The organism is Amycolatopsis palatopharyngis (assembly GCF_003385185.1).
GTDB lineage: Bacteria > Actinomycetota > Actinomycetes > Mycobacteriales > Pseudonocardiaceae > Amycolatopsis > Amycolatopsis palatopharyngis.
Genome location: NZ_PQHZ01000076.1, coordinates 1 through 22,067, shown reverse-complemented (window position 1 = coordinate 22,067; position 22,067 = coordinate 1). Strand labels below are relative to the sequence as shown.

21 protein-coding genes and 1 pseudogene are annotated in these 22,067 nt (G+C 67.2%); 10 read left to right on the top strand and 12 right to left on the bottom strand.

What is annotated here, in order from left to right; all coding sequences use genetic code 11:
* The first annotated feature begins 316 nt into the window (after positions 1-316).
* Positions 317-961, top strand: a complete 645-nt coding sequence (locus D0C15_RS31700) for an HAD family hydrolase (RefSeq protein WP_075849295.1) — start codon at positions 317-319, stop codon at positions 959-961.
* A 15-nt stretch (positions 962-976) separates the two neighbouring features.
* Here D0C15_RS31700 and D0C15_RS31695 read toward each other — a convergent pair whose 3' ends face one another.
* Positions 977-2,245 carry a helix-turn-helix domain-containing protein gene (locus D0C15_RS31695; RefSeq protein ID WP_075849293.1) on the bottom strand — a complete coding sequence of 423 codons (1,269 nt, stop codon included), beginning with the start codon at positions 2,243-2,245 and terminating at the stop codon, positions 977-979.
* Positions 2,246-2,768: 523 nt separating this feature from the next.
* Here D0C15_RS31695 and D0C15_RS31690 point away from each other — a divergent pair.
* From D0C15_RS31690 to ltrA, 5 genes are all read left to right on the top strand, one after another.
* Positions 2,769-3,221, top strand: a complete 453-nt coding sequence (locus D0C15_RS31690) for an NUDIX domain-containing protein (RefSeq protein ID WP_075849287.1) — start codon at positions 2,769-2,771, stop codon at positions 3,219-3,221.
* Positions 3,222-3,294: 73 nt separating this feature from the next.
* Positions 3,295-4,170, top strand: coding sequence for an inositol monophosphatase family protein (locus tag D0C15_RS31685; protein WP_112276290.1), 876 nt, complete (start codon positions 3,295-3,297; stop codon positions 4,168-4,170).
* Positions 4,160-4,477, top strand: coding sequence for a hypothetical protein (locus tag D0C15_RS31680; protein ID WP_112276292.1), 318 nt, complete (start codon positions 4,160-4,162; stop codon positions 4,475-4,477). The genes D0C15_RS31685 and D0C15_RS31680 overlap by 11 nt, the downstream gene beginning before the upstream one ends.
* Positions 4,478-4,512: 35 nt before the next feature.
* A complete protein-coding gene (locus tag D0C15_RS34390) occupies positions 4,513-5,409 on the top strand; it encodes a hypothetical protein (protein ID WP_162830331.1) in 897 nt (298 codons plus the stop codon).
* A 468-nt stretch (positions 5,410-5,877) separates the two neighbouring features.
* The gene (gene ltrA / locus D0C15_RS31665; protein ID WP_245976457.1) at positions 5,878-7,476 is read left to right on the top strand and encodes a group II intron reverse transcriptase/maturase; all 1,599 of its coding nucleotides are present in this window, start codon (positions 5,878-5,880) and stop codon (positions 7,474-7,476) included.
* Between the two features lie 132 nt (positions 7,477-7,608).
* Here the strand turns inward: ltrA and D0C15_RS31660 are convergent.
* The 11 genes and pseudogenes from D0C15_RS31660 to D0C15_RS31605 all read right to left on the bottom strand — a co-directional run bounded on the left by D0C15_RS31660 (position 7,609) and on the right by D0C15_RS31605 (position 19,244).
* A pseudogene (locus tag D0C15_RS31660) lies at positions 7,609-8,903 on the bottom strand (IS256 family transposase).
* 146 nt (positions 8,904-9,049) lie between these two features.
* Positions 9,050-9,163, bottom strand: coding sequence for an ATP-binding protein (locus tag D0C15_RS31655; protein ID WP_281270746.1), 114 nt, complete (start codon positions 9,161-9,163; stop codon positions 9,050-9,052).
* A gap of 77 nt (positions 9,164-9,240) precedes the next feature.
* Entirely contained in the window at positions 9,241-9,636 is a 396-nt protein-coding gene (locus tag D0C15_RS31650; protein ID WP_072029026.1) for a DUF6262 family protein, read from the bottom strand.
* Positions 9,626-11,878, bottom strand: coding sequence for a tyrosine-type recombinase/integrase (locus tag D0C15_RS31645; RefSeq protein ID WP_211323402.1), 2,253 nt, complete (start codon positions 11,876-11,878; stop codon positions 9,626-9,628). Before D0C15_RS31645 ends, D0C15_RS31650 begins: the two co-directional genes overlap by 11 nt.
* Positions 11,875-12,993 (bottom strand): site-specific integrase, encoded by a 1,119-nt coding sequence (locus tag D0C15_RS31640; RefSeq protein ID WP_076153477.1) that lies wholly within the window; start codon positions 12,991-12,993, stop codon positions 11,875-11,877. Before D0C15_RS31640 ends, D0C15_RS31645 begins: the two co-directional genes overlap by 4 nt.
* Before the next feature lie 87 nt (positions 12,994-13,080).
* Positions 13,081-13,728 carry an IS21-like element helper ATPase IstB gene (istB, locus tag D0C15_RS31635; protein WP_425455448.1) on the bottom strand — a complete coding sequence of 216 codons (648 nt, stop codon included), beginning with the start codon at positions 13,726-13,728 and terminating at the stop codon, positions 13,081-13,083.
* A 56-nt stretch (positions 13,729-13,784) separates the two neighbouring features.
* Entirely contained in the window at positions 13,785-15,044 is a 1,260-nt protein-coding gene (gene istA / locus D0C15_RS31630) for an IS21 family transposase (protein ID WP_116051744.1), read from the bottom strand.
* Positions 15,045-15,581: 537 nt separating this feature from the next.
* Positions 15,582-15,980: an RNA polymerase-binding protein RbpA gene (locus D0C15_RS31620; RefSeq protein WP_075848243.1), complete on the bottom strand. Its 399-nt coding sequence runs from the start codon at positions 15,978-15,980 to the stop codon at positions 15,582-15,584.
* 67 nt (positions 15,981-16,047) lie between these two features.
* On the bottom strand, positions 16,048-16,269 hold the full coding sequence (locus tag D0C15_RS31615; RefSeq protein WP_075848219.1) for a helix-turn-helix domain-containing protein: 222 nt from the start codon (positions 16,267-16,269) through the stop codon (positions 16,048-16,050).
* Positions 16,270-16,290: 21 nt separating this feature from the next.
* Complete coding sequence (locus D0C15_RS31610) at positions 16,291-18,411, bottom strand: hypothetical protein (RefSeq protein WP_112285788.1); 2,121 nt, start codon at positions 18,409-18,411, stop codon at positions 16,291-16,293.
* Positions 18,408-19,244, bottom strand: a complete 837-nt coding sequence (locus D0C15_RS31605; protein ID WP_112285789.1) for an SAM-dependent methyltransferase — start codon at positions 19,242-19,244, stop codon at positions 18,408-18,410. The genes D0C15_RS31610 and D0C15_RS31605 overlap by 4 nt, the downstream gene beginning before the upstream one ends.
* Positions 19,245-19,578: 334 nt before the next feature.
* On the opposite strand from D0C15_RS31605, the gene D0C15_RS31600 reads away from it, so the two are divergent.
* The 4 genes from D0C15_RS31600 to D0C15_RS31585 form a co-directional block, all read left to right on the top strand.
* On the top strand, positions 19,579-19,893 hold the full coding sequence (locus D0C15_RS31600; RefSeq protein WP_112271366.1) for a hypothetical protein: 315 nt from the start codon (positions 19,579-19,581) through the stop codon (positions 19,891-19,893).
* Between the two features lie 12 nt (positions 19,894-19,905).
* Positions 19,906-20,214: a hypothetical protein gene (locus tag D0C15_RS31595; protein WP_075848209.1), complete on the top strand. Its 309-nt coding sequence runs from the start codon at positions 19,906-19,908 to the stop codon at positions 20,212-20,214.
* Between the two features lie 267 nt (positions 20,215-20,481).
* Entirely contained in the window at positions 20,482-21,423 is a 942-nt protein-coding gene (locus D0C15_RS31590) for a hypothetical protein (RefSeq protein WP_116051741.1), read from the top strand.
* A gap of 429 nt (positions 21,424-21,852) precedes the next feature.
* On the top strand, positions 21,853-22,067 hold a 215-nt coding region (locus D0C15_RS31585), incomplete at its 3' end, for a hypothetical protein (protein WP_162830330.1).

The window sequence follows — 22,067 nt, the reverse complement described above, 5'->3', positions numbered from 1 at the left end:
GCGGCACGATGGATGATGCGTTGGAAGCCAGTGATCAACGCGTTCTCCATCACCTTCGGTGACCGCTGGCCGGTGACCGAGACCTACTAATCGACACCGCCGGAAACACCGTTCGCGTTACGGACCCAGTCTCCTTGCCGCTGTGCTGCTGCGGACGTCAGGCCGAGGCTCGGGCTGACCGTTTGTTCGAACTGCGTCGACCAAGGCTGCCGGGAAGCGGACGCCGGGCGGGTGCCAGGACCCGAATCTCAGTGGGTTGGGCGGCCGAAGGGCCTCGCTGTCGCGCGGTGGCTGTACGTGACGTAGGAGTAAGAGCATGGTGACCGCGGTGGTGTTCGACGTGGGCGAGACGTTGCTGGACGACTCGCGGGAGTGGGGTGCGTGGGCCGACTGGATCGGCGTTTCCCGCCATACCTTCTCGACGGTGCTGGGTGCGGTCACCGCCGCTGGCCGGGACAATGCCGAGACGTTCCAGTACTTCAAGCCGGGCTTCGACGTCGCACGGGAACGGCGGCTGCGCGAGGAGGCTGGCCTGGGTGAGCGCATCGAGGACAGCGACCTCTACAGCGATGTGCGGCCCGGCCTGGCTGCGCTGCGAGAACGCGGCTTGTGGGTCGGGGTAGCTGGGAACCAGACCGCTCGCGCGGCCGAGCTGTTGCGTGCGCTGGAGCTGCCGGTGGACCGGATCGCGACCTCGGGGGAATGGGGTGCCGCCAAGCCGTCGTCCGAGTTCTTCGCCCGCGTGGCAGAGATGGTCCCCGACGGGCCGGGCGAGACGGTGTACGTGGGTGACCACCGGGACAACGACGTGGTTGCCGCGAAGGCAGCGGGCTTCTGCACGGCGTTGATCCGGCGGGGCCCGTGGGGCTACCTGTGGGCTGACGACCCACTGGTCCGTCGCGACGCGGATTGGGTAATCGACTCCCTTTACGACCTGCCGGATCTGTTGTCCCTGCGCTGAGCGGCTGGTGGCGGCTCAGCGAGCGCGGGCCCAAGCGGCGAGGTCGAGCAAGCCGGCGCTGGGCGTGCTGTGGGTGCGCAGCAGGGACGAGAGGGACTGGCGGACCTGCGGGTGGGTGCGGGTGTGCTCGGGCGCGGCACGGCGTGCAGCCTGAAGGCACAGGTAAGCGTCTTCGTGGCGACCGAGGGTGAGCTGGGCGCGGGCCAGATCGATGAAGTAGTGGGAGCGACGCTCGGCGGGAAGTTCGTCGGGCGGGTGCCAGGACGCCGCGCGTTCGATACCCAGTGGATCTCGAAGTTCGACGGCGACTGCGAGTTCGTGGATGCGTAGGGAGGCCGGGCCGAACGCGGTGCCGACGTAGATTCCCTCGGGCGCCCTGCCCGCAGCGCGGCGGGCCTCGCGCAGGTGATCAGCTGCGACGTCGGCTTTGCCCGCCCGGCCGGCCACGACTGCGGCGCGCATGTGCAAGGCACCGAACGCGGCTGAGGAGGAAGTCGTATCGAGATCGGGCACGTGGTCAACAGCAAGTTCGAGAGCGCGGGCGGCGGTGTCCAGGTCGCCGGTGGCAAAGAAGGTTTCGGTGCGCACGTACGCCACAGCGGCCAGTAGCAGCGGGTCCTCGGCGATCTGGGCGGCCGAGCGCATCAAGTCGATCAGTCTGGCGGACAAATCCAGGTAGCCGAACTTGAACGCCACGCCGTCAGCAGCCCGCAACGCCAAGGTCAGCAGGGCGGCGGCGTGGCGCTGGCCTGCCGCGTCGCCGAGCTGACCGGCGCGGGCGAGTTCGGCGATGAGGTCGGGCAAGCGGCGGGCGAGGTTGCCGTAGCGCGACTGCAGCCGGTCGTCGCTGGCTCGGATGATCTCGCCGTGCAGGTCGTCCAGAGACCTGGTTGGTCCGTCGTCGGGCAGGTCCAGCCGGTCAAGCGCGCGGCGCAGGCGCGGGATAGCGGCATGGATGACGTCGGCCTCGGGCGCCGGTCCGTCCTCGTGAACGGTCCGCTCGACGGGGGCCGTCACCAGGCTCGACGAAGGTGAGACCAGGACCGTCGTGATGTTGGCAGCAGGTCGCCGAAGGGTACGTCGCAGCAGGTCGTCGAGTACGTCGAGCGAGACCTGCAGGGCGGTGGCGAGGCCGCGCCGCTGCCAAGGCTGAGGTGACTGGACCCCACGTTCCCAACGCCCGATGGTGGTCCGTTCGACCTTCAGGGTGACGGCGAGGGCTTCCTGGGTATAACCAGCGGCCTCGCGGGCAACGGCGAGCGGGGTGAGAGGCCGTGCTGCCATCGCGTTGTCCCTCCTTCCAGACCCTCCATAGCGCACAGTACTCGCCGGTTTTCGCAGCGTAGGGAGGGTGTCGCCTCATCGCTGCCTCATGGCCGCTCCGTTCTCGACCACGGCTGACGACCCGACTGATCGCCAATCGCAGTTGCATGCCCATCTGGGTGAAGCCCCTCGCTCCAGCAGACCAACAGCGCGCTGGTCAGCGCCTGGGTCGCCCCGTTGACGCCTCGTTCTCGCCGCACGGCCGCTCTGGTGATCGGCAAGGGCGGCGTCGTTGACTGGGATTCGGCCTGCGGTGGGCGACCCCCGACCGCCCACCGCAGGCCATACCGGTCTCAGCCACCCTCTCGCTACGGAAAGTGAGCTTGCTTCAGTGGATATGCGCGAGGTGCAACCAGCACGCTCACCCGCGCCGGTCGACAACCAGTCGAGCCTGGTGGCCCCGGTAGTGCGATGAGGACCACCACGTTGGCCTCTTCGAGGCGTCACCTCGGTTATCGTCCTGTCCATCGATCGTGAGAGCACCATGATGACCTCCACCACCACTCCAGCTCTCGGTCCTCTTGTCGGGGCATACGGCCTCGTTGGGCACGAGGAGCGCCTCCTGCTCGTCCGAGACCGGGACGCCAGTGCCTTCCGGCTACCCGGTGGTCGAGTACAACCCGGTGAATCCGTTGAGGACGCCCTGCGGCGCTCCCTGCGGGAACAGACCGACGTCGACCTCGCCTACCTCGACTTCTGCGCCACCGTCGAACTGCGTGACCACACCTCACCAAACGGGCCTGCCCTCTACGAACTGGCCCTGCTGTTCGACGTGACTCTCGCCGACCCCGAAGCCGCCCGGTCCAGCGAACACGAACTGCGGTGGTTCACCGAAGCGGACCTCCACCAAATCGAGCTGCGCCCCGCAGTCATCGCGGAACGACTGCGAAGCGACGCGCTGACCGTCGAACACCCGTGGTGGCCGCACCACTCCTGACCTTCACCGTCCACGGCCCGGTCCATTCGGCGCTGCTATGCGAGCCGGGTATGCCCGAAGAACCGAAGGAACCATGCTGTCGGCACCCGACCTCACCACTGCCCTGCCCGCGGCACAGGCCGCGATCGATCTTGCGGTCGAGCATGTCCTCAGCCACCGTCCTCGCTCGATCCGGTACAAGGGCGACCGCGACCCTGTATCCGAAGTGGACGAGGGCGTCGAACACGTTGTCCGCCAACGGTTGATTGCCGACGGGCACACCGAGATCGGGTTCCTCGGAGAGGAAACCGGCGCGGTTGGTAGCCAGAAGACCTACTGGGTTCTCGATCCCATCGACGGCACGATCAACCACCACCACGGCAGTCCCTTGTGTGCGATCGCCCTCGGGCTCGTGCACAACCACCGGCCCATCCTCGGCGTCACCGCGCTTCCTTTTCTCGGGCACCGCTACTGGGCGACCGACGGGCAAGGCGCCTACCGCGACGGAGAACTCATCGCCGTCTCGGCCACCGAGTCGCTCGATCGAGCCCTGATCGGGTTCAGCGACTATGGCAGCGGCCAGGACACTGCCCTGCGAGACGTGCTCTGCTCTACTGTGGACCGGGAACTCACCGCACGGGCACAAGGGCTTCGTCGCTACGGCTCTTCCGCACTTGACCTCGTCTGGGTCGCCGACGGCACCCTTGACGCCTGCGTCCTGCTCGGCAACCGGACCTGGGATACCGCGGCCGGGGCAGTCATCGCCCGCGAGGCGGGAGCCCTCGTCTTGGATGCCGACGCCAGCCCTCACACCACCCGTTCCCGGTGCGCGATCGCCACCACGCCGGGACTTCGCGACGAGTTGCTGCCCTTCCTGCGGGTCTTGCGTGGCACCCGTTTTTGGCCCGATGACGACCGACCCGAACCCGTCATGAGTCCGACCGGCTTGCCGCAGAGCGGTGAACCGTAGTGAGGAGCCGGACACGAAGGCGGACGCGATGGTGATCCTGCCGAGTCCTCGCTGGTCGCCGGAAACCCCCGGACTGTCGTTCGATGCTGTCCACGGTAAGGCCGCGCGCCGCCATGCCGACAACGGACCACTCACCGAGTACCTCCCCAGCCTTGGACAACTGCCCGCCACGGGGCCGTCCGCGCTTCCGCTGGACCTCGACGAGGAACGGGCCGCCGCGCGTCGGGCCGCGCTGGAGGGACCGCGGCCCGACGACGAGCACCTGGCGCTTCTCGACCGCGTGCTGCACGCACTGCGCCGCCTGTGACCAGCGCCGCCGTGACCTTGGCTGGAGTCCGTTTCATGCACCCGGCAACCGATGGCCTCACGATTCCCGACCCGATCCCGGACGCTTCGATCTTCCAACCCGCGCCGTGGGTCGCTCCGTCTTCCGAGCAGCTTCCCTTCCTCCGCCGGCGGCTTCACGAGCACTACACCACCATCGCGGCCGAGGGCGCCCAGCAAGGACGAACAGGCCAGGTCGCGCGAGCCGCCGCGGTGGAGAGCGAGGATCGGGAAGTACGCCGATACGCCCGCGATGAAGCCGGCCGCCTCAAGAACGCGAGCCTGACGTGGGTCGACCACGAGGCGATCGAGATGGCCGTGACCTACTCGTCCACCCCGTCCACCGAACCCGCCAGCCCGGACCGAATGCCCAGCATGACCGGCTTCATGCTGTTCGAGAGCTGCATCGGCGGCGCCCTCTATGACGCCGCGCGTGCGCAAGACCTGCCAGGCTCAGGATGGACACCAGCCCCCTGGCTCTACGACGTCTCCGGTTACGTCGAGGCCCCAATCGTCGCCATCAGCTGGTCACGCCTGCCACCGCCGCACGAGGACCGGGTCCAACTGTCGTTCTACACCCCAAATCGGCCGCCCCAATGGGACGGCCTGCCCCCGGACACGTTCGTCGCCCAGTGGGCAGCGACAAAGACCTGCTACAGCGCGGGCTACTTCGCCGACCATGTCCGCACTGTCTCGGCCCGGATGAGCCCGATGCCGGTACTCGCTACCTTCACCGCGACCCTCCAGTTCGGTGAACTGCTCCCCGAACCCGACGCGAACCACTGCGCCGGGTGGGTCCAGACCGTCTACGGCCTATGGCAATTGCTCGACCACAAAGTCAAGAAACCGCTGACCCAGACCGATGTGATCGCAGCTCCGCGATCAGTGACCCGAGGCGACGGGTCTATCCCGTGATCGGTTTGCGCCGTGAGGCGCTGTGTGAATTCGAGCGGAGGTGTGAGACCACCGCCTGTGGCCTGTCGTAGCAGGTCGCTGGAGCTGAGGGCAGCCTGATCCGGGTGGTGCCGGGGAGGGTGGGAGCAGCCCTGACAAAGCCGGGACGTGGCCAGTACTGCCAGATGGTGCGGGTCCGGCGAGCGTGACGAAGAGGAGTACGCGAGGAACCGGCGTTTTACGTCCCTCCGTTGGGACACCGGCTCGAATCTGGCGGATCTGGGCCGGGCGCGGTGCGCACCTGTCGGCGGTGCTGATGGGGAACTCCTGGGTCGGTTTACCGTTGCCGGTCGGGAGGCCACGAGGAAGGTCTGCGGCGTACTCGTGGCGATACCGCAGGGACACAGTCGGGCTCCTCCTTCGTCGAGCGAATCACAGTGAACACGGGAACCAACCGGTCGCGGTTCCCGGCGGCGGGCGTCCAGCTCGTTGTCCGGGATAGGCGCATCGACCGCTGAACGGGCCGGTTGGGGCGGAGCCGCCGTAGTAGTCCGAGTCCGGGAAAGCCGGTCACATGGCGAAGGGCGGCAGCGGATTCGAGAAGGGACGGAGGCTGCAATGCCGAAAGATGCGCCGCCGAACGGCGGCGCTCTCGACCACATCCCGCAGGGGCCGCGGTCGCGGGTATCGGAGATGCAGGCCAAACTTCACCGTTGGGCGGTGGCCGATCCGGGTCGCCGGTTCGATGACCTGTTCAATTTCGTGCACGATCCGGCGACGCTGATGATGGCGTTTGACCGGGTCGCGGGAAACCGCGGAGCGCGTGCTCCTGGCGTCGATGGCCTGACGGTCGCCGACGTTGAGGAGCGTATCGGCGTTCCGGGGTTCCTGGACGACCTGCGGAACTCGTTGAAGGACGGTTCGTTCCGTCCGTTACCGGTGCGGGAACGCAAGATCCCCAAGCCGGGTGGGTCCGGGAAGGTCAGACGCCTCGGGATTCCGACGGTGGCTGACCGGGTCGTGCAGGCCGCGTTGAAACTCGTGCTGGAACCGATTTTCGAGGCCGACTTCGTGCCGGTCTCTTATGGGTTTCGGCCCAACAGGCGGGCGCAGGACGCGATCGCTGAGATCCATCACTTCGGCACCCGTGGCTATCGGTGGGTGCTCGATGCTGACATCGAGGCGTGTTTCGACCGGATCGACCACACGGCCCTGATGGACCGGGTGCGTCACCGGGTGAAAGACAAACGCGTGCTGACGTTGGTCAAGGCGTTCCTCAAAGCCGGGATACTGACTGAGCTCGGCGAGAATAGGGAGACCGTGACCGGCACTCCGCAAGGGGGCATCCTGTCTCCGCTGCTGGCCAACATCGCCCTCTCGGTGCTCGATGAGCATCTGATGGCGACATGGAAGCCGGGCGGGACGATGTCCACCGAGGGCAAGCGTGGTTACCGCCGCCGCAAGGGTTTGCCGACATGGCGGCTGGTCCGCTATGCCGACGACTTCGTCGTCCTGGTCCATGGGACCGAACACGACACGCAGGTGGTGCACGAGGACGTCGCCAAGGTGCTCGCTCCGATGGGGTTGCGGCTGTCACCGGCCAGAACCCAGATCGTGCATCTGGCAGACGGGTTCAACTTCTTGGGCTTCCGCATCCAGTGGCGCCGCAAGAGGGGAACGGACAAGTGGCACGTCTATACCTTCATTGCCGACCGGCCCATCCGGTCTGTGAAGGACAAGATCCGTGCCCTGACCCACAGGCAGTCGCAACAAGACCTGGGATCCTTGCTGATCAGGCTCAACCAGATCATGCGTGGCTGGGCCAACTACTTCAAGCACGCCGTGGCCAAAGACCGGTTCGCCGCGCTCGCCAACTTCGTGTGGTGGCGGCTGATCCGGATGCTCAAGGCCCGGCATCGTTGGAGCTGGAAGGACGTCCGACGCCGCTTCACCATCCCCAACGGGCGATGGCTACCCATCACGGCGACGGACGGGACCGTGTTGTTCAACATGGCCAAGGTAACGGTCACCCGCTACCGATGGCGCGGCAACAGAATCCCCAACCGATGGACCCCAGCACCAACCTGATACGGCAGAAACCGTGGAGAGCCCGTTGCGTCGAGAGACGCACGGCGGGTTCGGCGAGAGGTCCGGAGAAACGGACCGGGAGCAATCCCGGCACCGCGCTCCGGGCCTACTCAGCGTTTCCGGCGTTGTTGATCAGTAGGTTTCGGCTCCCGGCCAGCGGTCACCGAACGTGATGGCGAACGCGTTGATCACGGGTTTCCAGCGCATCGTCCATCGGGCGCGGCCTGACCCGGTCGGGTCCAGGCTGCGGGTCACAAGATACAGGCACTTCATCGCGGCCTGCTCGGTCGGGAAATGCCCGCGTGCGCGGATCGCCCGCCGGTAGCGGGCGTTCAGTGATTCGATCGCGTTCGTGGAGCAGATCATCGCCCTGATCTCGACGTCGTAGTCGAGAAACGGCGTGAACTCGTCCCAGGCGTTGCGCCATAGACGTATCACCGCTGCGTGCTTCGCGCCCCATTTCTCTTCGAATTCGTCGAGAGCGGCCAGCGCGGCGTCCGGGCTCGGTGCTGTGTAGATGGGTTTGATGTCGCGTTTGACCGCGTCCCAGTCCCGGCGGGACACGAGCCGGAAGGTGTTGCGGATGAGGTGGACGATGCAGGTTTGCACAATGGTTTGCGGCCATACATTGGTCACCACATCCGGTAGGCCTTTGAGTCCGTCGCAGACGAGGAAGAACACGTCCCGCACGCCGCGGTTCTTCAGGTCGATCAGGACACTCATCCAGAACTTCGCGCCCTCGCCACCAGTGCCATCCACAGGCCCAGGACGTCCTTGCGGCCGTCCACGGTGACCCCGATGGCGGCATAGACGGGCCGGTTGGCAACCTGACCGTCGCGAACCTTGACATGGATCGCGTCGATGAACACGGCGACGTACACCGCATCCAGCGGGCGGGTAGCCCAGTCGTTCATGTCGCCGACGACCTTGTCGGTGATCCGCGAGATCGTTTCCTTGCTGACCGAGGATCCATAGATCTCGGCGAAATGCGCCGAGATATCCCCGGTCGTCAATCCCTTCGCATACAACGACAATACGATCTCGTCCACTTCGGTGAGCCGACGCTGCCGCTTCTTCACGATCTGCGGCTCGAACGTGCTCTCCCGATCCCGCGGTACATTGACTTCGACCTCGCCCGCGGCGTCTGAGATCACCGTTTTCGCCCGGGTGCCGTTGCGCACGTTCGCTGACTCGCGATCCGGGTCGGCCTGGTTCTTCTCGTGCCCGAGATGCTCGGTCATTTCCTCGTTGAGTGCGGTTTCCAGCACGTTCTTGGTGAACAGCTTCAGCAACCCGTCCGGCCCGGTCAGCGCCAGCCCGCGGGCTTTCGCTTCGGCCACCATCGCCGCCGCGGCGGCCTGCTCCGGCGACAGCTCCCGCGCCGGCTTGGGCTCACGCTTGCGTGGACTCACAACCTCAGATGTCATCACTCACAGTGCCCATCCCGCCGGACCTCAGTCCGGCGTGTCGGGCCGGAAACACCGATCTTGGAACAGTCCCGAGGCGACGTCCTGTCAACGCTCTCTCAAAACTGACCCCCGGTGGGTTCGGGAAAATTGACCCCTTGGGTTGGTCAGTTTTGGTTGGTGCGGTTGTCTTTGGCGAGGAGTTCGCGGCGTTGGCGGGTGCGGTAGGAGTCGCCGGTGAGGGTGAGGACTTCGGCGTGGTGGACGAGGCGGTCGATCATGGCGGCGGTTATCTCGACTTCGATTTCCGAATCTTGCCGTTGACCTGGTATTTCGTGTCGTGGACAGGTGTCTTTGACTAGTGATCATCGGTGTTGAGGCGGGCTGTGCGGAGTTGGCCGTGGGCGTGGGCGAGCGCGTCGCGGAGTTGCTGGTTCTCGGTGCGAAGCTGGTTGATTCGCTCGTGCGCCAGGGCCAGACGTTGACGTAGCGAGTCGTCGGTGGCCTGGGTGACGGTGTTGCGGACGAAGTCGGCGCTGGAGCGGTGCTGCTGGAGCTGCTGGATCCGGTCGAGCAGTGCGGGTTGGGTGTAGATCCACGACCGCGAGACGCCGGCCTGGTTGGCGAGCCGTGCGACGGTCACGTGTTCTCCGGCGTCGGTCAGCTCGGTAAGCGTCTGCTGGGCGCGTCGCAGAGTTTGATCGTGGCGCTGGCGGGCGTGCTCGGCGAGATGGTGCGTATGGTCAGCAGGCATCGGAACCGTCCTTTCCGTTGCAGGCGCAGGACTTTCCGCCGCCGCTGCAGCCGCCCGATGTAGTCAGGCTGTCGATGATGGTCAGCAGGTTCTTCTCGACGGTCCGGTTCATCTCGGCCAGACGCTGATGGCCGTTGGTGTCGGCTTGGCTGATCAGAGCCTGGGTCTGCTCAAGCTGACGACGATGCTGGGGCAGGAACTCAGGCGTCGTGACGAAGACCGGACAGGTCAAACAGGCGTTGGCGAACTCGCACTTCTGCTGCAGCGGCAAGGCGCAGTAACCGTTGGGTAGCGCCATCTTCGCCCTGGCGAGGTTGTTCTTCATCCAGACCGCGTCGGCCAGCGGACCGGTGTCGGTGGCCAGCCGCTCACCGGCGATGTTGACCTTGCGGGCGCGTTCCCACTGCTCCCGGATGGTCTTGTCCGACAGCCGCGCGTAATAGGAGGTCATCGCGTGCGAGTCGTGGTCGAGCAGTCGGCGGACGGTCTCCTGCGGGACCTCGTTGTTGATCAGACGGGTGCCGAAGGTGTGGCGCCACTGGTGCGGCGTCACATGGACCTCACGGCCGAGCTCGTCGCGGACATCGCAGACACGCAACCACTCCCGCAGTTCTCCCCGGAAGGTTCCGGTGCTGAATGCCACCTTGCCCTCGGGGTTGCGAGTTGGCCGCGGCAGCAGGAACGCCGGGTCTTCGAACTCGTCGAGAACGGCCTTCTGCTGGTTGGTGATGGCCTCGGCCAGATCGGTGTCGATGGGGACGAACGCATCGCGGCGCATCTTGTGGTTGGTGTAGCGCAGATAGGGCGCGCCCTGACCGTCGCGGACAACGCAGTCCAGCCGCAGGCGAGCTCCGTCACCGACGCGCAGCCCGGTGCTCATCAGGATCCGCGCCAGCAGACGACCACGGGAGTCGGCGAAGCGGACGAGGTTGTCGAGGTGCTCAAGCTGGACCATCACCGCTTCCGACAACGCCCGTGGTGGCCCCTTGACCAGGCGCGGGTAGTCCTCGGGGAACAGGTCGACCTGAGCAGACAGGCGAGATTCCCAGCCGTGCTGACGGGCCGAGCGCAGTAGACCGGCGAGGCTGCTGAGCTGACCGGTCCGGCTCTTCGGGTTGGGAAACCGTTCGACCAGGTGCGCCAGATGGACCTCGACCAGCTCCCGGGTCAACGCCTCGGGCCCACGCTGCAGAGCCGGAAACGACTGCGCGAACAGGGTGATCGCGCGGATGTCAGCGCCGACGGTCGCGACCGCGATCCCGGTCGAGAGCCGCCAGCGGGCCCACCGTTTGGTCAACTGCCGCAGCCAGATCGGCTCGATCCCGGTGAACCGGAACCGGGTGTCGCGTCCGGGGAACCCGAGCCTGCGCAGCAGCCAGACATCGCGCGGGAACTCCGCGTCCCAGCCCACACCCTCGACAAGGTCACGCAGATAGCCGATCGCGTCCAGCAGGAACCGGCGCTCGATATGGCCGCGCTCGCTGGAGAACCCGAGATAGGTGATCCAGGAATCGGGGCTGCGGTCCAGCAGCGAGGTGACGCCGCCGCCCGGCAGGGCTCGCAGCAGTCGCCGGATCGAGTGCGGCCTGGTGATCGTGCGGCGCTCGTCGACGCGGCATTGGATCGCGTAGGCGATCTCCAGCCGCATCGGCATCGGCAACCGGCGCAGATCGAACCGGTCCCGCCCGAACGTCGCGCAACCGAGCAGCCAGGACTCGATCGGCGGCCGGTGGGCGCGGATCCACCGATTCCGGTGATGGACACACAATCCCGCGTCGCCCTCGGCCTCCAGACCGCAGCCGGGGAATCGGCAGTCGGCCCCGGCCGGCAGCGGCCGGCCGCCGCCATCGGCGATCCACCGCGTCAGATCGACGCGGCCCTGCTGGTGCCAGCGATGCGCGTGGGAGTGGCAGAGGCCGTGCTCGCGGCGGCTGCGACGACATGTCGTGATCGCGCATTTCGGTGGTTGCTGTAGCCAGCGCCGGTTCGCCGGCGCCGCCTTGGCCCAGGCCTCAAGGTCGTCGGGACGGCCCTCGTCGATCCAGCGCTGATGATGCGCCGAGCACTTACCGAAGATCACCACGAGCCGCTCGCAGACCGGCACCAGGCACCGGGGTCCGCCAATCACCGGGTCATCGGGGTCGACCACGATCACCGGCTGCGCGAACTGCGGCCGCAGCCGGGCCGCCAGGTCGGTGCCGGAGTCGTTGTCGCTGTTCGGAATCGGGTGCAGCTGCCTCATGCGGTCGGCCCCGTCGCCGCTGGCTCGTCGAGGAACCCGGCCGCGGCCAGGGCGCGACGAGCGTCCTCGACGCCCAGATGGGAGTAGGTGTCGACGGTGGTGCTGATGCTGGCGTGACCGAGCAAATGCTGCACGATCTCGGCGGCGACCCCGCGACGCAGCAACCCGGTGGCGTAGCTGTGGCGGAACAGGTGGGGCGAGAACGTGATCGCGGTGCGGTCCCGCAACCGGCGCACCAGGCGGTCGACAGTGGCGTAGCTCATCGGCTCGCCGACCGGTTTTCCCCAGAGGTTGACGAACACGTAGTCGCAGTCCAACAGCCCATACTCCTCGTGCAGGTAGTCGCTGTAGAGGCGGAACAGGTCGGCGTCGGCGGGAACTTCCCGTGACCACGTCTTTGCCCGCGCTCGGTTCACGTTCGTCCGGGGCCGGACCGCGACCAACCGGCGGCGGGCGTCGAGATCCTCGTGCCGCAACCCGAGTGCCTCACCGATCCGCAATCCCGTGCCCTTCAGCAGGCTCAGCAGGAACCTGTCCCGCAACCGGTCGCAGGAGTCGATCAGCGTCGTCATCTCCGCCTGACTCAGCTCCCGTGGCGGCCGCCGCTCTGCCCGCAGCGAGATCGCCCGGTGCCGCTCCGGCCGTGCGCCCAGGTGCGCCAGGAACGGCTGCCACGACCCGCCGCGGCGGCCCGGCCGCCACCGCGTCAGCAACTCGCCGAGCGCGACACCGTGCCGCTGATGGAACTCGTAGAACGACGCCAACGCCGACAACTTCCGATTCACCGTCGCCGCGGCGAGATTCGCCTCCACCCAGGGCAGCATCGCCACCCGTCCATCGCGGGCCTCGACCGGCAACCGCAGCCACGTCACGAACCGGCCCAGATCCTCCAGCACAACTCGATCCCACTGCAGGCCACGGCAGTGCAGGAAGTCGAAGTAGTCCCGCAGATCGTGGGCATAGGCGCGGACGGTGTTCGGGGAGCGATCGATCGCGGTCAGATGCGCCAGGAACCGGTCCGCCGGAACCAGTACCAGGCCGTCGGCCAGAACGGTCGCCGACTCCGTGCCCGAAGGCATCACGACCCGCTGCACCCTCAACGCTGATCCCGTCATAGACACGGCAAGGTAATCCGTCCACAACGAACGCCAGGGAGGCGCACCAACCCCATCGTGTACATCGTGGACGCTCAACCCGAGCGGTTAGATAACTGCGGCGACGACGTCGTCGGAGAAGGTCTCGCCCCAGCGTCCGAAGGGCAGGTTCGAGGTGACCATGACCGAGCCTTGCTCGTAGCGGGAGGCGATGAGCTGGAAGAACAGGTTGGCCGCGTCCTGGTCGAACGGGATGTAACCGACCTCGTCGATGATGATCAGCTTGTAGCGGCGGATCTTCTTCAGTTCGGCCTCGAGCCGGTTGGCGTGGTGGGCGTCGGAGAGGCGGGCGATCCAGTTGCTAGCGGTGTCGAACAGCACTGAGTAGCCGGCCTGGGTGGCCTTGACTCCCAAGCCGATGGCGAGGTGGGTTTTCCCGATTCCGGGCGGCCCGAGCAGGATCACGTTCTCGGCTTTGGCGACGAATGTGCCGGTTGCTAGATGCGCGAGCAGGTCGCGGCGCAGGGAGGGCAGGTGGTCGAGGTTGAAGTCTTCGAGGGTCTTGACCGCCGGGAAGTGTGCGGTGCGGATGCGCATCACGGTGCCTTTGGACTCGCGGTCGGCGACCTGGCGTTGCAGCAGCGCGGCCAGGTATTCCTCGTGCGACCAGTTCTCGTCCCGGGCTTGGTCGGCCAGTTGTTCCCAGAACGCCCCGATCGTCGGGGTTTTCAGCACTCTGGTCAGATAGGCGATCATTGATGGCGTGCCGTCTTTCGGCGCCAGGGCCTCGGTTTTCGGCTTGCTGGTAGTACTCACGTGTTGCTCACTTTCTCGGTGGGGTTGGTGAAATCGACGCCGAAGAGGGCGTCGTAGTCCGGCAGCGCCCGCAGCCCGACGGCATGCCCGTCGGCGTGATGACGGGTGGCTGCTTGACGTTTCTGCCGTTGGGCGCTGAGAGCCCGGCGCATCTGCGCAGCCGTGGCGGCATGGGCGGAATCGGTGATCACGCCGTGCTTGGCCCAGGACCGGTGATGGCGGGCAACGACCTGGCCCTCGCAGAACACGGTCACCTTGTCCGGCGACGCGGTCACATCGACGAACCTGCCGATGACCCGCGGATCAACGGAGTAGTCGACGGCGTCGACACGCACGTAGTAGTCGCGGCCGAGCCGGATGCGGTGGTTCAGCCCGATCTGCGGCGCGACCGGCGGCAACGGAAGCATCGACAGGTAGTCGGTCTCCAGAAGGTCGACCGGGCGGCCCTGGATCGAGCGGACGGTGCGCGCGTTGGCCCGCTCCAGCCACTCCCCGAGCTGGGTGTTGAAGTCCGCCGGGGAGGTGAACAGCCGGCCGGGCAGAAACGAGGTCTCCAGGAACCGGTTGTTGCGCTCGACCAAGCCCTTGAACTCCGGATCCCGAGGCGGAGCGAGCGTGATCTTCGTGGCCAGCGTTCCGGCGAAGGCCGCCGCCGGGGCGCTGACCCGTCCGGTCCCGCCGATCGCGGATTCCCGGTCCCACACAAGGGTCTTGGTCACCCGGCCGATCCCACCGATCAACTCCCACATGCCCGACAAGATGTCCCCGGCCTGCCGCGACGGGATCATCGTCGCGGTCAGAAACCGGGAGAACCCCAGCGTCAGCACCAACACCGGTAACACCCGCTTCTGCCCGGCCGCGACCGGAACCCTGGGCTCCGGGAACCACAAGTCGCACTGCGTGACCTGCCCGGGTTCGTAGACCACCCGGTCGACCGGGTCGATGCCTACGTACTCCGGCCGGATCGCCGCCAGCCGCTTCTTCAACGGCGACATCGAGTACGGCCAGCCGATCTTCTGCGCAACCACCGGTGCAGGCATCTTCGGCCATTCCTGCAACAAAGCCCGGATCTGCGGCTCGAACGCATCCGCCACCGAACCCCGCGGCGCCCGCTGATACTTCGGCGGCCGGTCCGACGACAACGCCGCCCGAACCGTGTTCCGCGCCACACCCAACCGTCTAGCGATCTCCTTGATAGGCACACCCTCCGCACGATGCAAACGGCGGATCTCAGCCCAGTCCTCCACGTTCAACACCTCATGATCATCAAGAGGGGTCAATTTTCGGAGAACCACAGGGGGTCAGTCTTCAGGAATCGTTAACACGTCCGAGCCGGCATCATCGCGACGATCGACGTGAACATCGTCCGGGTACACCCGCGGTTCAGGACCGAAGACCTGCCTCCCGACGACGGAGAGGACAACGCCGACCACGACACGTCGGACAACAGCCGCCGCTCGCCTCACTATCGCCACCGGTACTGGCGCGGCCCGTATCGAGCAAACATGTGTATGAACACCTGGGGGCATAGCGAAGGAAACTGTGAACACAAAGAGGTGCCCGTGGGTCGGCATTTGCGCGGGCCGGTCGGCGCACCATTCCGCGAGCGCGTCACGGAACTGCGCGGCTCACCGGCTCGTAACTCCGGCACCGGCCAGCCCAAGCCGTAGACCGCGACCTGCACGTCGATGATGAGGCGAGGCGCCCTCGGGCTCGATACCTCGCATGCTCCGAGGTAGTCGGCTCGAAAACATCAGAGCCAGCCTGCCTGTTACGCCTTCTCGGGCCGGCGGTCATGGCTCGAACCGGAAACCGTAGGTTCGGTCGCCGATGGGCACGCGACCGTAAGGTGATCGGCGCTGCAGGAGGATGCCCGCCAGCGCCTGGTCGACGAGGACTTCAAGATCGGCGATGCTGCGTCGTTCCAAGAGCATGACGTAGTGCGTGCGTGGAGGCTTTCCCTTGGGCGGTTGCCAGGCGGAGTCTTCATTGATGCGGAGGCAATGTTCGACGCCGTGTCGTGGGCATCTCCAGACGGCGGGTATCTCGGCGTCTGTCGAGAATGGCACGGTGAACTCGTGTCCTCTTCGGCACGCGAAGCGGACTTGAATCCGCGGCGCCGGCCGCGCATCGCAATCCGGTTCGCCAGTGTGCGTTCCCAGGCGGTAGCCCCGCAAGACCCGTCTGGGCATCATGATCTCCGCTCGCGTATCGGATGGGCTGGTGTCGCGAGCCGTTCTCGTGCCCGCTGTCGCTGGGCTATGAGGCTTTGGGCTTGGTCCGGGTAGCGCCGCCGCGTCCACGCAGCACCACACCGAACTCCGACAGGATTCGGTGCACGAAGCCGTACGAGCGGTCGGTGGCCTCGGCCAGCGCACGGATGCTGGCGCCCTTTTCGTACTTCTTCTTCAGGTCAGCGGCCATCTTGGTGCGGGCCTCGCCGGTGATCCGGCGTCCCTTGGCCGTGGTGTGTGCTGCCATGCCGTTCGCTCCTCTTCGCGTTCAGGCGGTCGGTTGGTCGGAGTCGAGGGCGTCGCGCCGGGCGATGACGGTGGCCTTGCTCTTGTCGGCGCCGGGGCCGGCGGCGGTGTAGTAGTCGATGGCCTGGCCGTAGCGGCGGTGGGCCTCGGCGGTGTCGCCGAGCGCGGCGTGGACCTCGCCGAGCACGGTGCATAGGTCGGCCAAGTAGCCGACCGAGCCGTAGTCGCGCACGGCCTGCTCGATCGCGGCGAGCTCCGACACTGCCTCGGCGGCTTGCCCGTTCAGGGTCAGGGCCCGTGCCAGGTGCAGGACGGTGCGGGCGTGGCCGATGTCATCGCCGATGCCGGTGAACATGCTCGCCGCCAGCCGCAGGTGGTGGAGTGCGAGCGGGGCGTCGGCGACCTTGGGGTGCAGGGCAGTTTCGCCGAGGCGGCGGTGCCGCAGCGCGATGCTGCGGGCGTCGCTCATCCCCTCGGCGATTTCGAGGGCATGTTCGAGGTCAGGGAGGGCGGCGTGCGGGTCGTCGGCCTTGAGGTGGGCGCGGGCGCGGGTGGACAGCGCGCCGGAGTGCAGCCACGGGTCGCCGACTTCGGCGGCGCGCTCTACGGCAATCGTGCAGATGGCGACGGCGGCCTCGTGGTGGCCGAGGTTGGTCTCGCCGAAGCCCTGGCGGGTGCGGCAGACGACCTCCAGGATGTGCCCGGCGTCGGCCGCGGCATTGGCCCCGAGGAACTGCGAGCTCACCAACTCACCGGCGGTGTAGTTGGGGCGCAGCGGGTTCCACAGGACCTCGCCGAACTGATACACCAGCTCCGTCCAGCCCTGGTCGGCGGCGACCTGTTGAGCGGCGAGAAGGTTGGCGCGTTCGGTCTCGGCCCATTCCAGGGCGGCCTTCGCTGCGAACACGCCGGTGTCCAGACCGGTGTAGACGGGGCTGAACCGGCGAGGGAAAGGATTGATGATCTTGTCGGCCGCCGCCGCGCGCCGCAGGTACCACTCGATCATCCGGCGGCGCACCGCAAGCCGCTTGGCCTGGTCATCCTGGCCTGCCAGGGTTTGCACGTGCTCTCGCAGGACGTCGTGCAGCCGGTAGCGCTCGTCTCCAGTCTCGGTGACGAGGTTCGCCTCCACCAGCCGCCCGAGCCCGCGGCCGACCTCGGCGACCGGCACGTCGAGCCCGGCCGCGAGCGGCTCGGCGGTGAACTCGACGCCGGGATGCTCGGCCAGGCCGCGGTAGAGCCGGGCGGTGGTGGCGTCGAGGTCCTCGTAGCTCATCTGCAGCACTCCTTCAACGGACAGCTCGTGCGGGTCCAAAGCGCCAGTGGACGCCTCGGCGAGGTGGGTCAGGCGGGTGATCAGGCGCGCCGGGTCGCGCCGGGGGTAGGCGGCGAGATGGGCCCCGGCGATGGTTAAGACCAACGGGTGCCCGTGACAGCGGGTGGCCAGCGCATGCAGCAGCTCCTCGCCGATGGGCTGTCGGTCCTCGTCGAGGAGGCCGGTCAGGAGCGCGGCGCCGGTGGCGGCCGGGAAGCAGTCGAGGTCGAGGTGGCGGAAGCCCGCGATGGCCAGCTCGGCGAGCCGATTGCGGCTGGTGACCAGGATCGTGCCGCGCGCCGTGGCAGGTACCAGGGCCTGCACCTGCTCGGCGGAGCGGGCGTTGTCGACCAGCATGGCCACCGCCTTGTCCGAGGTGACCGTCCGGTACAGCGCGACCAGCTCGGCCACCTCGCCCGGCAGGTCGTCGGCGGCGACGCCGAGCGTGCGGAGCCATCCGGCGAGGACCTGCGCGGTGGCCGGTGGCGGGTGGCCGCTCCAGCCGTTGAGGTCGACGTGCAGCACGCCGTCGGGGTGGCGCTCGTGGTGTCCGTCGAGCCAGCGCACCGCCAAGCCGGTCTTGCCGACCCCACCCAGGCCGGTCACCACCACGCGGGTCGGGCCCGCCGTGGTGAGCAGACGGTCCAGCCACTCCAATTCATCTGCGCGGTCGACCCAGGTGTGCGCGGGCGGCGGAAGCTGCCGGGGCACCGGCACTCGGTGCTCGGGAGCGTGCAGGACGATGGTTTCGGCGGTTACCGTGCGGGCTTGCAGCACCTGGCCGTGGACCGATCCGGACACGGTGTTGATGTGCTCGGCCTCGTTCATGCTCGCTCCGCGGGCTCGGAACGGCGGTCGGCGAGCACGGCGTTGCCCCACAGGCACTCGCGTACGGGCAGGGTGAGCCCGTCCGGTCGCCACAAGCCGATCGGCGCCACGCCGTCCGGGTGTGGTTGCCACGGTCCCAGCAGGTCGGCGAACTGCCGCCGGCTTCGGTGGACGAGCGTGATCCCGGCCCTGGCGAGACAGTCCTCGACCGCAGCGGCCGACTCCAGCCCGAGGACGATGCCGTCGGCGTGTGAGGCGGCCAACAGCGAGCCGGGTGCCAGCCGCTCGTGGTACCTGGCCAATGCGGCGGCCGGATCCTCGGCGCCGGGCAGGCAATGCAACACCGACCCGGCCACCACGCCCACCGGGCGAGTCAGATCGAGCAGCCGAGTGGTCACGGCATGGTCGAGCACCTCGTCAACGTGCCGCAGGTCGGCCTCGATCACCCCGGTGCTCGGATCGTCCGCATGGACGATCAGACCGAGACCGGCGATGGCGATGGGGTCGCGATCGACGTAGACGACGCGGACGTCAGGACGTTCAGCCTGGGCGAGATGGTGCACGGGGTGCGCGCTGAACATGCCCGCACCCAGGTCGAGGAACTGCTCGATTCCGGCCGTGAGCATGTGAAGGACTGCGCGGCGGACGAAGGTGCGGCTCTCGCGGACGAATACGTCATACCCAGGCACCAGCGTGGTGATCTTGTCGGCCACGGCGCGGTCGGCCGCGAAGTTGTGCCCACCGCCGAGCAGGTAGTCGTAGATCCGGAACAGCGACGGCGCGTCGGGGTCTACCTGTTGCACAAGACCTGGCGCGTCCCCATGCGTCGCCATCACCGTGAAGTTCTCCCCACCCCGCCTCGTCACCACGAGCCGACTCGCGCCATGCGCCTGGTCGACCCGGTAGCCGTGACCTGCGGTTCATCCGCACCAGCCGCACCGGCCGGGTCGATTCGTGTGGGCGATTAGACCGGCGATATCAAGATCTGAACCAGAGCGGCAAGGAGGCGCTGGTGAGGCGTCCGTGAGGCGGCACCACGTGTGAGCACGACTTCAGCGGCGGCACGGTTCACCCGGCCGAGTGGCATCCCATCACCAGCCGATACGTGACTCGCCGGATCCCACCACAGTCGAACATATGTGCGAGCGCGGTGGTAGTTTTCTCGACATGAGTTCGTCGCCTCCACCCGCCTCACCGGACGGCGCGCTGCGCTACCGGGTCGACCACACCGGCACGACGATCGCCGTCCTTCCAGCCACCTGCAAAGGTGGCCGGCACCTCGTCATCCCAGGCGTCAGCAGGGCGATAGCGGTCGAGGACGAAGTCCGCATCGACTGCCCTGTTTGTGCGGCGACACCCGGAGCCGACGCGACCTGGCGCCTGTCCAGCAGCGGCCCCAGCCCGGACCGCGCCGAGCTGGACGACGAGCCGTATGGCGATCTGATTCTGCGCCGCGTGCGAACGGTGGCCGGCACGAGGTAGGCCGATGATGCCGTGATCAACAGCCCGTTCACTCAGTGGGAAGGCGACGACCTCCACGGACGCAGACCAGTGCTCACCTCGGTATGGGTCAACCTGGACATCCTCTTCCCCCGGCCAGCCGACGCACCGCGGCACGTCATCGAGACCGGCCTGGACTTGACGGGCGTGGTCCCCGGACGGCTTCACGGCCGTTTCCCCAGTATCGAGGGCGACTGGTACGGGATCGTCAACTACGAGATCGGCTACGCCGACGGCCGTCGCGACAAGCTGCACCTGGTCGACCAATTCGTGCCCTTCAACGTGTTGCGAAAGCGCGAGTGAAGTTCCCAGCTGGCAGAACGCAGGGCGGTCGACGACGAGCACGCGGGTACCGCGGTGATCGAGTCGATCTGGGCGTGCGGGTGGAGGACGGCCGCGCGGCGGAGGAGGAGGCGGCCGCGTCGCTCGGTGGCTGTGAACGCGCGTCGGACACTGCGCTGCTCAGAGATCTACCGCCGACCCACCGCGCTACCGTGATGTGATGGTCAACCAGCGAACCCGACGTGCTCAGGTGGGCGCGACCAGGTTTGACGCACGCGGTGGAGCGGCATGACCGTCACGCCGATGAGGCTGCGCTCGGCCATCGCCGAAACGCTCTGGGAGTGCGTCAAGGCCCACCACCTGGAAGGGGCCTGTGACGCGCTCGGCATGAAACCCGCCCGCGAGGGCAGCCCCGAGCCGTTCAACAGCAAGCGCAGCTACGTCGAGGGCCGGCTACAGGGCATGTCTTTGACGGACTTGACCAACCTCGCCCACCGCGTCGCGGCCGAGTACGACGCCGAGCACCTACAGCCGTTGCTCGACGCATCCGGTACGCACGGCGTAGCCGGCGAACTGAAGAACCTGATCTTCGCGGCCGACGGCCCCAAGCCGGAGATCGTGTTCAGCGACGCCCTGAACAACGACGTCCTCGTAGTCAAGAACGAGCAGTTCTGTCTCGTTTACGACCGGCCGCTGGGCGCACATGGCCTCACCTGGGCCGAACTGACCAGCTGGTGGGCCGACCGCGCGGGACTGACCGAAGCACCGGCCCGTGAGATCTCGCTCGACTTGTACCGACGGCTGGACCGCTCGCTTGGTGACAACCACGCGGAGCGACGAATACTGCGCACGTACGCCGACCGGTACGTCCGGCTCGGCGACGGCATCCCGGCGCTGATCCCGCAGGTGTACCTGCATTACGACCCGTACACCCGAGCGCACCACGCCCCTGGCACACCACCTCTGGCCCGTCAGCGCATGGACTTCCTCCTGCTGCTGCCACAGCGGATCCGTATCGTCGTCGAGTGCGACGGTAAGCAGCACTACGCCGACGAGAACGGGCACGCGGACCCCCGTCGGTACGCCGAGATGGTGGCCGAGGACCGTGAACTGCGACTGAACGGCTATGAGGTCTACCGCTTCGGCGGCGCCGAGCTCACCGACACTCCAGCCACTGGGCAACGGCTTGCAGCATTCTTCGACCGGCTCGCCGAGCGTTACTCCGCCTGACTCTCCGTTGCCCAAAACCCGTGAAGCTGGTGGCCCCAGCGGAGTTGGCAGTCAGCGTCGCCGTGGAAGACGAGAAGGCCAAGCGCAGCGGCGGCTAGCAGAGCACAGGCGACGCGAGCGCTTCGCCCGGAACCGGTGGGAGCGCCTGGAAGGAGGAACCGCGGACAGAACAAGCGAGTCGGCGTGGAGCGTGAGCGCGGCTTTCAACACAAGCATGGCCGGCGCCGGAACGCTGTCGATGTCCTCACGCCACGCTGCCAACAAGACCGCGAGCTCGTCCTCCTCGCCACCCACGCCATCACCTCCGCCGTTCAGCTACCAACAGGCGTCGTGCCTGCTTGACCTGGCGTTACGCGCGACACCGCTAGGCTTCGACGTGCTGGCCCCGACGGGACCGCTTCGACGAATTGGCGCTTGGAGGGCCTGCTCATGGGCGAGCTGGGTGTGATCCGGAGTTACGCGTACTGGTCGGATCGCCGTATCCGGGACATCGCGTCGGCAAACGGCATCGCCCTCGAACGGCGCGTGAGTTGGAAGGCCAAGACGGCGTCGATTCCTTTGATCGGCGGGCTCGAATTTGCTCAGGAGGCGCGCACGCTAGACCGTGCTGAAGTGGCGCGCCGAATCGAGACGGCGATCGGCGA